Raw genomic sequence first — 13,976 nt, 5'->3', positions numbered from 1 at the left:
TTGTGGACACCTGATGATTTGGGAGGAGGTGTCTGGAAATGGGAAAGACGAGAAAACCGTATCCGCCGGAGTTTCGGCGACAGATGGTCGAGTTGGTTCGGACTGGACGGACGCCGGAGTCGCAGGCTCGGGAGTTCGAGCCGACGGCGGAGAGCATCCGCAACTGGGTCAAGCAGGCCGACCGTGACGAGGGACGTCGTGAGGATGGCCTGACAAGCCCGGAGAGAGAGGAGTTGCGCCGCCTGCGGCGTGAGAACCGCCAGCTGAAGATTGAACGGGAGATCCTGGCAAAAGCCGCGGCCTGGTTCGCTCGGGAGACCGACTCGGTGCCGCCGAAGTCTTCGAGTTCGTGAAGGTGAATCGGGCCGATTACCCTGTTGCCACGATGTGCCGGCTGCTCGGTGTCTCCACGAGCGGGTTTTATGCGTGGCTGAAGCGTCCTGAGTCGGCCAGGGCGCGGCGGGATGCCGAGCTGGCTGACAAGGTCGAGGCGATTCACAAGCGCTCTCGCGGGACCTACGGCGCCCCTCGCATTCATGCCGAACTGCGTGTTGAGGGCGAGCAGGTCAGCCGCAAGCGGGTGGCGCGGATGATGAAGGCCAGAGGCTTGGTGGGCGCTACCCGTCGCAAGGGGTATCGCACGACGTCGCACGACGAGGCAGCCCGGCCGGCGCCGGACCTGGTGGAGCGGGAATTTGTCGCCGAGGCCCCGGACCGGCTGTGGGTGGCGGATATTACCTACGTGCCGACCTGGGAGGGGTTCCTGTACCTGGCGGTGGTGCTGGATGTGTTCAGCCGGCGTATCGTGGGCTGGGCCATGGCGGCGCACCTGCGGACCGAACTGGTGCTCTCGGCGCTCAACATGGCGCTGTGGCAACGCCAGCCCGAGGAAGTCGTTCATCACTCGGACCAGGGGTGCCAGTACACGTCGCTGGCCTTCAGCCGACGCTGTGAGGAAGCCGGTGTACGGCCGTCGATGGGCAGCGTCGGAGACTGCTTCGACAATGCCATGGCGGAGAGCTTTTTCGCCACGCTGGAATGTGAGTTGCTGGACCGGAGCACATTCCGTACACGTGCCGAGGCGGAGCGTGCCATCTTCGAGTTCATCGAGGGTTGGTACAATCCGCATCGTCGGCATTCAGCGCTGGGCTATCTGTCGCCGATCAACTTCGAGCGTCAGCATACCCAGCACAAGGGCGGGATTCAGACCCAAAATGTTGAACCGTCCACTGAAGCGGGGTAACTCCAGCCCCTGGGATGCCCCCAATTGTGCCCCCAAAAGTGGGGGCATGTAGTGAAATTTTATGGAACGTTGTGAGACAAGACTACCACGAAAAAAGCCCGCAGGATGCGGGCTGTGGGACGTTATGAGATGTTGTGAAACGGGTGTTTGGTGGAGGCGGGGGGAATCGAACCCCCGTCCGCGAATCCTCCGCCTTCGGCTCTACATGCTTAGCCGTTCTATTGATCTCACTGGCTGCTACCCGAACGGCAGGGAAGACAGCCAGCCAGTCCGGTGAGTGTTTAGCGGTTCAGCGCCGGACACGCCTCCCCGCGAGCCTGTGAGATATGACACCCGAAACCCGGACGCACAGGCACGGCTCCGGTCGGATGGCACCCTACTGGGTATTAAGCAGCGAGTGCGTAGTTGTCGTCGTTGGCAACTATAAGATTTGCAGAGGATTTACGAGGTTCTGCACCTCGGCATGCACCTGAAGGTTTCGCGATCCGCGTCGAAGCCAGATCGCCCCCTTAGGTTCATTATTATAGACCGGGTGTAATGGAAAAAGTTGCAAAATTTTTCGCCAGCGCATTCATGTTGGCACCTCGACAGCAGTCCTCCTGGGACGATCTTTCCCGCTGTCGAAAGGCAGATTGCCGCATTCAGTACCAGGCCGCTGTCAGGTTCTTCAGTGCCCAGGCGGTTAAGGCGGCAAAGGGCGAGGAATTTCGCCAGATCCGCCTGGCCGGGCTCGAACAGGATGGTGAGGTTGCAGCGGTCGATGACGTGGCCGCTGCGTGCTCAATACAACCGGTGACGGAACAGCCACGCCGCCAGCGCCAGGGTCACCACGCCGATGACCGCCATGGGCCAGAACTGGGGCCAGAGCAGGGCGAAGGCCGGGTCGGCCAGAAAGGTGGTGCGGACGATGACGAGGAAGTAACGCATCGGATCGAGGAGGGTGATGCGCTGGACGACTTCCGGCATGTTCTCGATGGGGGTGGCGAAGCCCGAGAGGATCACCGCCGGAACGATGAACAGAAACGCCCCCATCAGGCCCTGCTGCTGGGTCACCGCCAGGGAGGAGATCATCAGGCCGACGCCGATGGCCGCCAGCAGATAGACCGCCAGGCCGGCGTACAGCAGCCAAAGGGCGCCGCGGAAGGGAACCTCGAACCAGTACACCGCCGCGGCCAGGATCAGGCTGCCTTCGAAGAGGCCGATGACGAAGGGCGGCACCGTCTTGCCGATCAGAATCTCGAAGGGGGTCAGAGGCGTGACCAGGAGCTGGTCGAAGGTGCCCTGTTCCCGTTCGCGGGCCACGGTCAGGGCGGTGGTCACCATGGCCACCACCAGGGTCAGCAGGGCGACGATGCCGGGGACGATGAACCAGCGGCTCTGCAGATCCTCGTTGAACCAGGCGCGGGTCACCAGCCGCGCCGGCGGATTCAGGTCCAGGCGTTCGAGGGTGAAATCCGCCAGAATGGTGCGCAGATAGCCAAGGGTGATGAGGGCGGTGTTGGAATTGCGCCCGTCGATGACCACCTGCAGCGGCGGGCTCTGACCGCGGGCGAAGCGCTCGCTGAAGCGGGGGCCGAAATGGATCACGAACAGCGCCTCGCGCCGATCGATCAATGGGGCGATCTGAGCGTCATGGTCGATCCGGGCGACCTCCTCGAACACCGGCGAGCCCCGCAACCGCGCCAGCACCTGCTGCGACCGTTCTCCCTTGTCTTCGTTATAGACCGCGTAGGGAATGTGGTTCAGGTCGAAGGTGGCCGCATAACCGAACACCACCAGCTGCACCAGGGGCGGGACGATGACCACGAAGCGGCTGCGCTTGTCCTTCAGCAGGGTCAGAAATTCCTTGACGATCAGGTGCCAGATCCGTTGCAGCATGGTTCACTCCAGGCGTTTGCGCGACAGTTGCCGGGTCCGGCCCAGAAAGAAGACCGCCATCAAAACCAGGGCCAGCAAGTTGGGCCAGACCACCGGCCAGATGTCCCCGGCCAAAAACACCGTCTGCAGGACGGCGACATAGTAGCGGGCCGGAATCAGATGGGTCAGCCACTGGATCGCCGTCGGCATGCTGCCGATTTCGAAGATGAAGCCGGAGAGGATGAACGCCGGCAGGAACGTGGTGATGATGGCGATCTGGCCGGCGACGAATTGGTTTCTGGCCACGGTGGAAATCAGCAGCCCCATCCCCAGGGCCACCAGCAGAAACAGTGACGACCCCAGCCACAGAAGCCAGAACGAGCCGCGCAGCGGCACCTGGAACAGCCACACCGCCATCGCCACCGCCAGCAGCAGCCCGCCGGTGCCGAGGAGGAAATAGGTCACGATCTTGCCCAGGAGGATCTCCCCCATGGTGACCGGTGTGGACATCAGCGCCTCCATGGTGCCCCGTTCCCATTCCCGGGCGATGACCATGGAAGTGAGCAGGGCGCCGATGAGGGTCATGATGACCGCGATCAGGCCGGGAACGAGGAAATTGCGGCTTTCCACCTCGGGGTTGTACCAGATGCGCTGCTGCAAGTCGATCGCCTGCGCCGGGGGCAGGCGATCTTCCAGGGCCCGGTGCTGGAGCCACTGTAGCCACACCCCGGTGACGTATCCCTGCACCAGTCGGGCGGTGTTGGCATCGATGCCGTTGACGATGAGCTGGATCGGGGCGCCGCCGCCCGTCTTCAGCCGGCGCAGAAAATCGCTCTGCAGATAGACGATGCCCTTGATCTCCCCCTCGACCAGCAGCCGCTCGGCGCCGGCCATGTCCGCCATTGGCACCGGCACGAAATACTCGGAGCGGTAAAAGCCGCTGAAGAGGCTTTGGGTTTCGGGGCTGGGGCGCTCGGCGATGAGCGCCAGCGGCACCCGTTTGGCGTCAAGGGAAACCCCGTAGCCGAACAGCAGCAGCAGGATCACCGGCAGCACGAAGGCGATGGCGATGCTGGACGGATCGCGCACCACCTGGATGAATTCCTTGCGGATGAGGGCGGGGAGACGGCGGTTCATAAAGAAGCCGAAAGCGGCCATGGTGCACTGAAGCTGGAGATGGTAGGATTCAGGCAAGGTTGCTGAGTCTGTAATTGGAAGGAACGGTGAAGGTCAGTATCGTAATTGAAAAGGATGCGCATGGTTATTATGCCTATTGCCCGGAATTGAAAGGTTGCCACTCCCAGGGCGATACTTTGGACGAGGCGTTGGAAAATATCAAAGAGGCCATTGCGCTGTATCTGGAAACCCTGACACCCGAGGAACTTCGGGCGTGTCTGAGCGAGGAAATCGTGACTGCCACCCTGGAGGTCGAGGTTGCCTAAGTGGCCGCGATTGACCGCGGCAGAGGCGGAGAAAATACTGTTTGACCATGGTTTCCAACTTGTTCGCAGCAGCGGAAGCCATCGCATCTATTGCCGGGGCGGTGAAAGGCGCTTTTCGAGCTTGTTGGCACATCTGGAAACTGACGGACATAAGTCAGGCATCACTATCTCCTTGTGATTGTTCAATCAACCCTATAAACGCCTCCTCCAACGTCGTCGCCCCGCTCCGGTGGCGGATTTCCTCCGGCGAGCCCGAGGCCAGGATCTCTCCCGCCTGCATGATGACCAGACGGTCGCAGTATTCGGCCTCTTCCATGAAATGGGTGGTTACCAGCACCGTCACCCCCTGTTCGGCCAGTGCGTTGATGCGCAACCAGAACTCGCGCCGCGCCAGGGGATCGACCCCGGAAGTGGGCTCGTCGAGAAACAGGATGTCCGGCTCGTGCAGCAGGGCGCAGGCCATGGCCAGGCGCTGCTTGTAGCCCAGGGGCAGGTCGATGGCGCGCTGGCGGCGCCACGGGGCCAGTTCGAAAGTTTCAAGGGCCCAGTCGATGCGCTCGCGTTTGCGGCGACGGTCCAGGCCGTAGGCGCCGGCGATGAAGATGAGGTTTTCCCCGACGCTCAGTTGGCCGTAGAGGGAGAATTTCTGTGCCATGTAGCCGAGGCGGGCGCGGGCCTGGGCCGGGGCGCGGCGCATGTCGAATCCCGCCACCCTGGCCTCTCCCTCGCTCACCGGCAGAAGGCCGCACAGCATGCGGAAGGTGGTGGTCTTGCCGGCACCGTTGGCCCCGAGAAGGCCGAACACCTCGCCGCGGCAGACCTCGAAGGAAATACCCTTGACGGCATAGAAATCGCCGAAGCGACGTTTGAGATCGCGGACGCTGATGACCGCCTCGCGCTTCCCCGTTTCCAGTTTCCGTGACAGGGTCACCTCGCTGACCGTGATCCGTTCCCCGGCTTCGAGCAGACGGACGATGAAGGCGTCCTCTAGTCTGGGGGCGACGGCCTCGACGGTGGTGCCGAGATCGTCCAGCCGGGGTGGCTGAGGCGCCCGGGTCACCAGACGCACCCAGTCCCCCTGGATGACGGCGTCGGCGATCTCCGACCGCTGCAGTAGCTGTCGTTGCAGACGGCGTTTGGACAGGTTGGGGGTTCGGGCCCGGTAGACCCGGCCCTGCATCGGTTCGATGAAATGGCGCGGTGGGGCTTGTCCCAGCTTGCGGCCGCGGTGGAGCAGGATGATCTCCTGGCAGCGTTCCGCCTCGTCCAGGTAGGCGGTCGAAAGGAGCACCGTCAGCCCCTGCTCGCGCACCTGGGTATAGAGAATCTGCCACAGCTCACGGCGGGAGACCGGATCGACGCCGACGGTGGGCTCGTCCAGCAGCAGCAGCCGGGGACGGCCCACCAGCACGCAGGCCAGCCCCAGCTTCTGCTTCATGCCGCCGGAAAGCCGTCCCGCCAGCCGGGCGGTGAAGGGGGCCAGCCCGGTCATGTGCAGCAACCGGGCGTAGCGCTGCGGGCGTTCCGGCAGGGGAACGCTCTGGAGATCGGCGTACAGATCCAGGTTTTCCTGCACCGTCAGGTCCTCGTAGAGGCCGAAACGCTGGGGCATGTAGCCGAGCTGGGCCTGGACCCGGGCGGGATCGGTCGCCACGTCGGTGCCGAACACCACGATCCGGCCTCCGTCGGGCGCCAGCAGGCCGGCGATCAGCCGCATCAGGGTGGTCTTGCCGGCGCCGTCGGGACCGATCAGACCGGTGACGGCGCCGGCCCGTACGGTGGCGCCGAAACCGTCGAGGGCGGTGACCTCCGGTGGGAAAGTCTTGCGGACCGCCTCGATCCGGAGGGCCGGCTCAGGCGGGCGGGTCGCCATCTTGGGGCTGTGGCTGCCGGCAGGGGACCGGCTTACGGGTGTCGGGGGTCTGGGGCAAGGGAATGTGCACGGTCACCGGCATCCCCAGGCGGAGTTCCCCTTCCGGATTGCAGGCGAACACCCGCACCTGATAGACCAGATGGGTGCGCAGTTTCTCGGTCTGGACCGTCTTGGGAGTGAACTCGGCGCTGGGGGAGATGTAGCCCACCCAGCCGGGATAATGCTTGTCCGGGAAACTGTCGGTGGTGATCTCGGCCCGCATCCCCAGTTTCAGTTTGCCCAGATCGGGCTCGTCCACGTAGACCCGGGCCCACAGGGGATCGGTCAGGGCGAGGGTGTAGACCGGGCGCTGGGGATTGGCCATGTCGCCGGGTTCGAGGATGCGGTCGCGGACGACGCCGGCGGCGGGGGCGTAGAGGCTGGCGTCACGCAGGCGGTGGCGGGCCAGGGCCAGCTGGGCCTCGAGCGATTTGAGGCGGGTTTTGGCGGCGGCCTTGTCCTCGCGGCGCGGTCCCTCGATGGCCAGACTCAGGTTCTGTTCCGCCGCCCGGCGGCGGGCGCTGGCCGCCTCGGCCTGGGCCTTGGCGTTATCCACTTCCTCCGGGGAAATGAGCTTGCGCGGCAGCAGTTTTTTCAGCCGCCGGTAGGTGATCCAGGCGTCCTTTTCCAGCGCCTCGGCCTCGGCGAGCTGGGCCCGGGCGCGCTCGATCTCCTGGGGACGGCTGCCGTTTTCCAGTTTTTCCACCACCGCCTTTTGGGTGGCGACCTCGGCTTCGAGCCGGGCCACTTCGGCCTGGAACGGTTCGAGGTCGAGCTGGGCCATGAGCTGGCCGGGACGGACCCGGTCGCCCTCCCACAGCAGCACTTTGGTCAGACGCTCGCTGCCGTTGACCGCCAGGTCGATCTGGCGCAGGTCGATGTTACCGTACAGGGTCAGCCCGCTGTCGGTCTTTTCGCTTCCGTCGTGCCGGTACCAGGCGTAGGCGGCGAGGCCCAGCAGGATGACAAGCGATATCAGAATCAGAGGTTTAGTTTTTCCGCTCATGGGAGGGCTCGAGCCAGTGGTTGAGGGCGTGGATATCGGCCGGGGTCAGGGTGCCGGCGAGGCGCTTGAGGCGCAACCTAGCCAGGACGTAGTCGAGGCGGGCGTTGGCGTAGTCGCGCTCGGCGGCATAGAGCCCCTGGACGGTGTTGAGCACGTCGACGATGTTGCGAGTGCCGACTTCGTAACCGGCCCGGGTCGCCTTCAGGGAAGCCCTGGCGGAGGCCACCGCCAGTTCGCCGGCCTCGATGCGGGCGATGCTGGTCATGAGATTGATGTACTCGGCGCGGGTGGCCTGCTGGACGGTGCGCTGGGTGCCAAGCCAGGTTTCCCGGTTGCGTTCGAACTCGGCCTGGGCCTGGCGGCGGGCGGCGCTGATGCCGCCGCCGGCGAACAGCGGCATGGTCAGGTCCAGGCTGACGTCGCCCACGCGGTCGTCCACTTCGAAGGCGGAATTGAGATCCTGTTTCATGTTGTTCTGTTCCGCATCGGTGTGGCTGTGGCCGTAACCGGCGCTGGCGACGATCTTGGGCAGATGTTCGGCGGCGGCGGCGCGGGCGCCCTGGCGGGCGGCTTCCTTCTCCAGGGCGGCGGCCTTGAGGTCGTAGTTGTTCTGCAGGGCGAAGCGAACCCAGGCGTCACGGTCGGCCGGATCGGGAGGTTCCACCGGATAGTCGGCTTTCAAATCCCAGAGCGGGCCGTGATGGTGGCCGGTCAGCACCGTCAGTTTCTCCATCGCCACGCTGACGGTGCCTTCGTCGGCCAGGCGGGCGGCGACCGCCAGATTGTAGCCGGCCTCGGCCTCGCGCACGTCGGTGATGGCGGCCAGGCCGACATCGAAACGTTCCCTGGCCAGATCCAGCTGGCGCTTGGTCGCCGCCTCCCGTGCCTTGGAGGCGGCCAGATTGGCGCGGGCCCGCAGCACCGCGACATAGGCTTCCACCACCCGCAGGATCAGCGCCTGCTGCTCGGCGGTGAAGCGCACCTTGGCCTGGCGCGTCAGGTCCTGGCCCCGGCGGAAATGGAACCAGGCGGTCAGGTCGAAGATCGGCTGGACCAGCTGCAGGCGCCAGTTGTGGGTGACGGAATTGGTCTTAGTGTTGCTGGGAATGAGCAGAGCGCCCGCTGGAAACCGCCCCAGGTTCTCCTTGTGGGTGAAATTGAAGCCCAGTCTGCCCTCCACCTTCGGCAAAAGTTCTGCCAGCCCCAGCTTTTCCGCCTCCAGCCCGGCCTTGAGACTGGCGCGGGCGGCACGAATGGTGGGATCGTTTTGCAGCGCCAGGCGGTAGACGTCGAGCAGGTTGTCGGCGTGGGCCGGGAGGGAGAGGACGAACAGCAGGGCGAGCCAGTGACGCATGGAGGTTTTCCTTGGAAGATTAGCCGTGGCTAAAATCCATCATGGCAAATCGCCGCAAGCTTAGCAAGCTTCCGGGGGCTGGCGCGCGTTCAGGCGCATCAGGGCCATGTCCAGCAGTTGCACCAGGTCGTGTTCGCTGAGGATGCCGACCAGGCGGCCGTGGTCGTCGACGATGGGCAGGTGGTGATAGCCGTGCTCCGAAAACAGGGGCAGCACTTCGGTCAGGGGCTGGTCCTGGCGGGCGGTCACCACCGGTTTGGTCATCAGGTGGCCGGCCACTTCCGGTTTGTCGGTCTCCAGGGTATCCGAGGGGGTGAGGAAACGATGCAGGCGCTGGCGCCAGGAAGCACCGCTCTGATGAGTGACCTGCCGGAGCAGATCGTGGGTGGTGACGATGCCGAGAACGAAGCCCCGCCGGTCCACCACCGGCACCGAACGGATGTGGTGGGTCACCATCCATTCCCAGAGCTTCACCGTCGGCGTGTCGTAGTCGGCGGTGATGACCTCGCGCGTCATGACGTCGGCGCAGGTGGTGTCGCCGAACAGGCGGTCCTGAGCCTGGCGGGCGAGGTGGCAGATCTGCTCCAGTTCCTCCACGGACACGTCCACGAAGGTGTCGAGCCGGTGCAGGGCGTCCTCCAATAGCCGCCGCTGGGCGTTGCCGTGTTTCGGTTTCGGTGACGGCCGGGCCGGATAGCGGCGTTTGGGGAACAGATTGTTGAGGATCAGGGCGGCGGAGAAGATGATGACCAGATTGAGCGCCAGCGGGGTCAGGAGGAACTCGTAGCCCAGCCGGCTTACCTCCGGACCGCCCAGCACCGCGGTCAGGGCGCTGGCGCCGCCGGGGGGGTGGAGACAGCGGCACAGGTACATGACGCTGATGGCCAGGCCCACCGCCAGCGCCGCTGCGGCCACTGGATCGGCGATCCAGCGGGCGCAGCTGACGCCGATGGCGGCGGAGATCAGATGCCCGCCCCAGACCGCCCAGGGCTGCGACAACGGCCCGGAGGGCACGGCGAACAGCAGCACTGCGGTGGCCCCCATGGATGCCACCACCGGCGGTATGCCCACCGGATCCAGAAAGTGGCCGCTGACCAGCACCACGGCTGCCATCGCCACCAGGGCGGTCAGCCCCGAGATCAGCTTCTCCCGCAGGGAAACGTTGTCCGGCGGTGGCCACAGCCGTGTCATCGGCATTCCTCCAGATTGCAGTGAAAAAGGATCATTTTAATCCCGAACGGTCCTTTCGGATGAACTGTCGCTTCGGGGTGACAGGCCCGGGGCACCGAATTGGTGGCAGATGGGGAAGATGTCTTCGAACACGCCAAAGGCGATCCTTGCGTTGTCTGTCACAGTACCAAAGCCGGCGACCAGGCAGCCTGCAACCTGTTCTGCCGCGATGCGAGCATTCCTTAGATTTTTGCCTTGGATTTTTAATATAATTCGCACTCGATACCAAAAAGCGAGGGGGATGGCAAAAGGCACTGCAGGGGCTCAAGAGCGGCAAGTACCCGAAGGGAGCCATGTCCGTCTTCGATCTGTGGGACTATGCCGAGGACAACCATGCTTTGGTGGAGAAACAGCGCAAGCTCATCGGTGTCATGGAGCACGATGACCAGCGGTTCGCCGCCACCGGCGGCTGGGGCTTCGAGGGCTTCGGTGAGGGCAGGCCGGACAAGCGCCTGGTGAGCGACGGCGGCAAGGGCTGCTTCGAGTGCCACCAAGCGGCCAAGGACCGCAAATACGTGTTCAGCGAGCTGCGCGACTGAAACGACCGCAAGGTGGGGTGGCCGCACCCGTTCCGGGTGCGGCCGTCTGCCATGATGACGATGGACGATTCTCTGTTGCAGCGACAGGTTGCCGAATTTCTGCGCCGCTGGCCCGGCCTTCGCGTCTTTTGCACTCAGGACGGGTGGATCGACAACGACACCCTCAGCTTCGAGATCCAGCAGGCAAACGAACGGGAGGTACTGGTGGCGGTGCGCTTCGAGGAGATCCTCATGGAGGGTTCCGGCTGCGTTGCCGGGCGTGAACCCTGCTTCGGCAAGCTGCGCCTGAAACTGGACGCAGACGGGTCGGTGCGCTCGGCCGAACCCTGGTAGGTGCTCACAATCCGGAACCCGTTTTTTCCCGCCAAGAGCGGCAGCCGCCGGGTACAATGAAAAGCCCTGAAAACGCAGGGGTGGGTAAAGAACGAGATGGAAGCGGTGGCGGTGTTCGAGTCCTGGATGGAGCGAATCAGCGGGGTGGTCTGGGGGCCTGTGACCCTGGCGCTGTTGCTGGGCACCGGAATTTACCTGACCGTGGGGCTGCGATTTCTGCCCTGGCGCCGCCTGGGGCACGCCCTGATCCTGCTGTGGCAGGGACGCAAAGGAGGCGGGGGAGGGGAGATCACGCCGTTTCAGGCGCTGATGACGGCGCTTTCGGCCACCATCGGCACCGGCAACATCGCCGGTGTGGCCACGGCCATCGCCCTTGGAGGGCCTGGCGCTGTACTGTGGATGTGGCTTACCGCCCTGTTCGGCATGGCGACCAAATATGCGGAGGCGGTGCTGGCCGTCCGCTATCGGGAGCGGGACGCGCTGGGTCAGTGGGTGGGCGGCCCCATGTATTACATCAAAAACGGCCTGGGAAAGCGGTGGCGCTGGCTTGGTTGGCTGTTTGCCCTGTTCGGCACCGTCGCCGCCTTCGGGATCGGCAACATGGTGCAGGCCAATTCCGTGGCCGACGCCCTGGATTCCACCTGGCGGGTTTCCCATGGCTGGAGCGGCGGTGTGCTGATGCTGCTGACGGCGGCCGTGGTGCTGGGAGGCATCCGCCGCATCGCCGAGGTGGCCTCCGCGCTGGTGCCGCTGATGGCGATTTCCTATCTGGCGGCCGCCGGAAGCATCCTCTACCTGCACCGGCACGAGCTTGGCGACGCTTTGGGTACGATCGTGTTCTCTGCCTTCGATCCCCGGGCTGCCGCTGGCGGCGTGACGGGCGGAATCGTCTGGAACGCGGTCCGTTTCGGTGTGGCCCGGGGCGTCTTTTCCAACGAGGCAGGCCTGGGCAGCGCTCCCATCGCCCACGCGGCGGCGCGCACCACCGATCCGGTGCGCCAGGGGCTGGTGGCCATGCTGGGCACCTTCATCGACACCCTGGTGATCTGCACCCTCACCGCCCTGGTGATTCTGGTCAGTGGGCTTTGGGATGGCGGTGCCAACGGCGCCGCGCTTTCCACCGCGGCCTTCGAGGCCGGGCTGTCGGGCTACGGCGCCTATGTGGTCAGCCTAGGGCTGGCCGTGTTCGCCTTCACCACCATTTTGGGTTGGAGTTACTACGGAGAGCGGTGCGCCGAGTTTCTCTTCGGCGTGAGGGCGATTCTCCCTTACCGCCTGCTCTGGATTGCCGCAGTGCCCCTGGGGGCCCTGGGAAAACTCACTGTCATCTGGCTGGTGGCCGACGTCATGAACGCCATGATGGCTCTGCCGAACCTGATCGCCCTGTTGCTGCTCAGCCCCGTGGTATTCCGCCTGAGTCTGAGTCACGCCGCAAAACGCTAATACGCCCGCGTTTAGATTTCGGGAAGCAGGGTTCATGTGATTGCCCAGCTTCCCATTGAGGATGAAGGTGGAGATGTTTTATAATTACCTCGTTTCGGGGCGTAGCGCAGTCTGGTAGCGCACCACAATGGGGTTGTGGGGGTCGCAGGTTCAAATCCTGCCGTCCCGACCAAACACGCGTTTCACAACATTTCATAACGTCTTACAGCCCGCATCCTGCGGGCTTTTTTCGTGGTAGCCTTGTCTCACAACGTTCCATAAGATTTCACGACGTGCCCCCACTTTTGGGGGCACAGTAGGGAGGCATCCCAGGACACTCTGGCTGGGGCATCAACTTTTCAGGAATCGAACTGGAGACTACCCTGGTGGGAGAGATGATGCCATGCCGCTGACCAGGATCAAGGACCTCAAGCAGGAACAAGTTCTATAAGACGACATCACTTGGGCGCTTCAGACTTGTGGAAAGCGAGGAGGCTCGTATGCGAATCGGCTACATCTCCAGCTATCCTCCGATCGAATGCGGAATCGCCGCCTATTCCGCCTATTTGAGCGACGCCCTGAGGGAGCAGGGGGTCGATGTCTACGTGGTCAGCCACCTGGGGGCGAGCGGGCCGCAGGTGTTTCCCGCCTTCAACGAGAACGACCTGGACGACAAAGCCTATCAGGTGGCGTTGCGTTTCACGCCCGACATCGTCCACGTGCAGCACGAATTCGGACTTTACGGGCCGCATTTCGGGGTCAACATTCTGCCGGTGATCGTCAAGTTCCGCCTCATCGGCGTGCCGGTGGTGACCACGCTGCATACGGTGTACGAGAATCCGCAGCCGGGGCATCGGGTTCTGATCGAGAACATCCTGGCCAATTCCGAGCGGGTCATCGTGCACCAGGACTATCAGCGTCGGACCCTGGAAAAGCTTTACCCGCCCCAGTACAGCCGCAAGGTGACGGTGATCCCCCACGGGGCGCGGCTGGTGGAGCCGGTCGCCGGGGCCAAGGCGAAACTGGGGCTGCCGGCCGACCGCAAGGTCATCCTCATGATCGGGTATTTCCGGCCCAGCAAGAACTTCGAGCTCGTCATCGACCTGCTGCCGGAGATCCTGCGTCGTTATCCGGACGCCCTGCTGGTGCTGGCGGGCAAGATCCGCAACCAGGAATACGCCGAATACCGCAACCAGTTGTTCGAGCACATCCGTCGCTCACCGGCCCGGGACCATATCCGGGTGATCCTGGGGCAGTTGCGTCAGGAAACCTTCGACACCATTCTTTCCGCCGCCGACGTGGTGGTGCTGCCGTACAAGCTCACCTCCCAGAGCGGCATCCTGGCGCATTGTCTAGCGTTCGGCCGACCGGTGGTGACCAGCGACACCCCGGCGATGCGGGAACTGATCCGCCAGTCCGGGGCCGGCCTGATCGTCGCGTCCGACGACCGTTACGCCGAGGCCATCGCCGAACTGCTCGGCGACGAGGCCAAGGCCCGGGCGATGGGCGAGGCGGCGCGCCGTTTCGTGCGGGAGAAGCTGGCCTGGCCGCTGATCGCCCGGCGTCATGTGGAGCTGTACGAAGGCTTGATGACCCATCCCGACATCGGTTCCCAGATCATCGTGGTGGATTGAGGAG

13 protein-coding genes, 1 tRNA gene and 1 other RNA gene are annotated in these 13,976 nt (G+C 64.1%); 8 read left to right on the top strand and 7 right to left on the bottom strand.

Annotation, left to right across the window (positions count from 1 at the left end):
* The first annotated feature begins 38 nt into the window (after nt 1–38).
* A protein-coding gene (locus MIN45_RS00180; RefSeq protein ID WP_286292604.1) for an IS3 family transposase occupies nt 39–1,243 on the top strand; the annotation gives its coding sequence in 2 pieces (ribosomal slippage) (nt 39–288 and nt 288–1,243; 1,206 coding nt in all).
* A gap of 148 nt (nt 1,244–1,391) precedes the next feature.
* On the opposite strand, the gene ssrA is transcribed toward MIN45_RS00180, so the two are convergent.
* From ssrA to MIN45_RS00165, 3 genes are all read right to left on the bottom strand, one after another.
* Nucleotides 1,392–1,752: a transfer-messenger RNA gene (gene ssrA, locus MIN45_RS00175) on the bottom strand.
* A gap of 271 nt (nt 1,753–2,023) precedes the next feature.
* A complete protein-coding gene (locus tag MIN45_RS00170; protein ID WP_286292603.1) occupies nt 2,024–3,121 on the bottom strand; it encodes an ABC transporter permease in 1,098 nt (365 codons plus the stop codon).
* 3 nt (nt 3,122–3,124) lie between these two features.
* A complete protein-coding gene (locus MIN45_RS00165; protein ID WP_286292602.1) occupies nt 3,125–4,237 on the bottom strand; it encodes an ABC transporter permease in 1,113 nt (370 codons plus the stop codon).
* Nucleotides 4,238–4,323: 86 nt separating this feature from the next.
* Between MIN45_RS00165 and MIN45_RS00160 the strand changes: the two genes are divergently transcribed.
* Both MIN45_RS00160 and MIN45_RS00155 read left to right on the top strand, forming a co-directional pair.
* The gene (locus MIN45_RS00160; protein WP_286292601.1) at nt 4,324–4,542 is read left to right on the top strand and encodes a type II toxin-antitoxin system HicB family antitoxin; all 219 of its coding nucleotides are present in this window, start codon (nt 4,324–4,326) and stop codon (nt 4,540–4,542) included.
* The gene (locus tag MIN45_RS00155) at nt 4,535–4,720 is read left to right on the top strand and encodes a type II toxin-antitoxin system HicA family toxin (RefSeq protein ID WP_337250348.1); all 186 of its coding nucleotides are present in this window, start codon (nt 4,535–4,537) and stop codon (nt 4,718–4,720) included. The genes MIN45_RS00160 and MIN45_RS00155 overlap by 8 nt, the downstream gene beginning before the upstream one ends.
* Here MIN45_RS00155 and MIN45_RS00150 read toward each other — a convergent pair.
* Genes MIN45_RS00150 through MIN45_RS00135 form a run of 4 tightly spaced genes read right to left on the bottom strand, consistent with a single transcriptional unit; the run spans nt 4,697 to nt 10,005 of the window.
* Nucleotides 4,697–6,415, bottom strand: coding sequence for an ATP-binding cassette domain-containing protein (locus tag MIN45_RS00150; protein ID WP_286292599.1), 1,719 nt, complete (start codon nt 6,413–6,415; stop codon nt 4,697–4,699). The genes MIN45_RS00155 and MIN45_RS00150 overlap by 24 nt on opposite strands.
* On the bottom strand, nt 6,396–7,460 hold the full coding sequence (locus MIN45_RS00145) for an HlyD family secretion protein (protein WP_286292598.1): 1,065 nt from the start codon (nt 7,458–7,460) through the stop codon (nt 6,396–6,398). Before MIN45_RS00145 ends, MIN45_RS00150 begins: the two co-directional genes overlap by 20 nt.
* Nucleotides 7,444–8,814, bottom strand: coding sequence for a TolC family outer membrane protein (locus MIN45_RS00140; RefSeq protein ID WP_286292597.1), 1,371 nt, complete (start codon nt 8,812–8,814; stop codon nt 7,444–7,446). Before MIN45_RS00140 ends, MIN45_RS00145 begins: the two co-directional genes overlap by 17 nt.
* A 60-nt stretch (nt 8,815–8,874) precedes the next feature.
* Complete coding sequence (locus MIN45_RS00135; protein ID WP_286292596.1) at nt 8,875–10,005, bottom strand: HPP family protein; 1,131 nt, start codon at nt 10,003–10,005, stop codon at nt 8,875–8,877.
* 293 nt (nt 10,006–10,298) lie between these two features.
* Between MIN45_RS00135 and MIN45_RS00130 the strand changes: the two genes are divergently transcribed.
* The 5 genes from MIN45_RS00130 to MIN45_RS00110 all read left to right on the top strand — a co-directional run bounded on the left by MIN45_RS00130 (nt 10,299) and on the right by MIN45_RS00110 (nt 13,972).
* Nucleotides 10,299–10,583 (top strand): cytochrome P460 family protein, encoded by a 285-nt coding sequence (locus MIN45_RS00130; protein WP_286294179.1) that lies wholly within the window; start codon nt 10,299–10,301, stop codon nt 10,581–10,583.
* A gap of 60 nt (nt 10,584–10,643) precedes the next feature.
* Entirely contained in the window at nt 10,644–10,916 is a 273-nt protein-coding gene (locus tag MIN45_RS00125) for a hypothetical protein (RefSeq protein ID WP_286292595.1), read from the top strand.
* Between the two features lie 96 nt (nt 10,917–11,012).
* A complete protein-coding gene (locus MIN45_RS00120; RefSeq protein WP_286292594.1) occupies nt 11,013–12,359 on the top strand; it encodes an alanine/glycine:cation symporter family protein in 1,347 nt (448 codons plus the stop codon).
* A 95-nt stretch (nt 12,360–12,454) separates the two neighbouring features.
* Nucleotides 12,455–12,531, top strand: a tRNA-Pro gene (locus MIN45_RS00115).
* Nucleotides 12,532–12,838: 307 nt separating this feature from the next.
* Nucleotides 12,839–13,972 carry a glycosyltransferase gene (locus MIN45_RS00110; RefSeq protein ID WP_286292593.1) on the top strand — a complete coding sequence of 378 codons (1,134 nt, stop codon included), beginning with the start codon at nt 12,839–12,841 and terminating at the stop codon, nt 13,970–13,972.
* The last annotated feature ends 4 nt before the right edge of the window (nt 13,973–13,976 follow it).

Source organism: Methylomarinovum tepidoasis, from assembly GCF_030294985.1.
Lineage (GTDB): Bacteria > Pseudomonadota > Gammaproteobacteria > Methylococcales > Methylothermaceae > Methylohalobius > Methylohalobius tepidoasis.
This window is presented reverse-complemented; position numbering and strand designations above follow the sequence as displayed.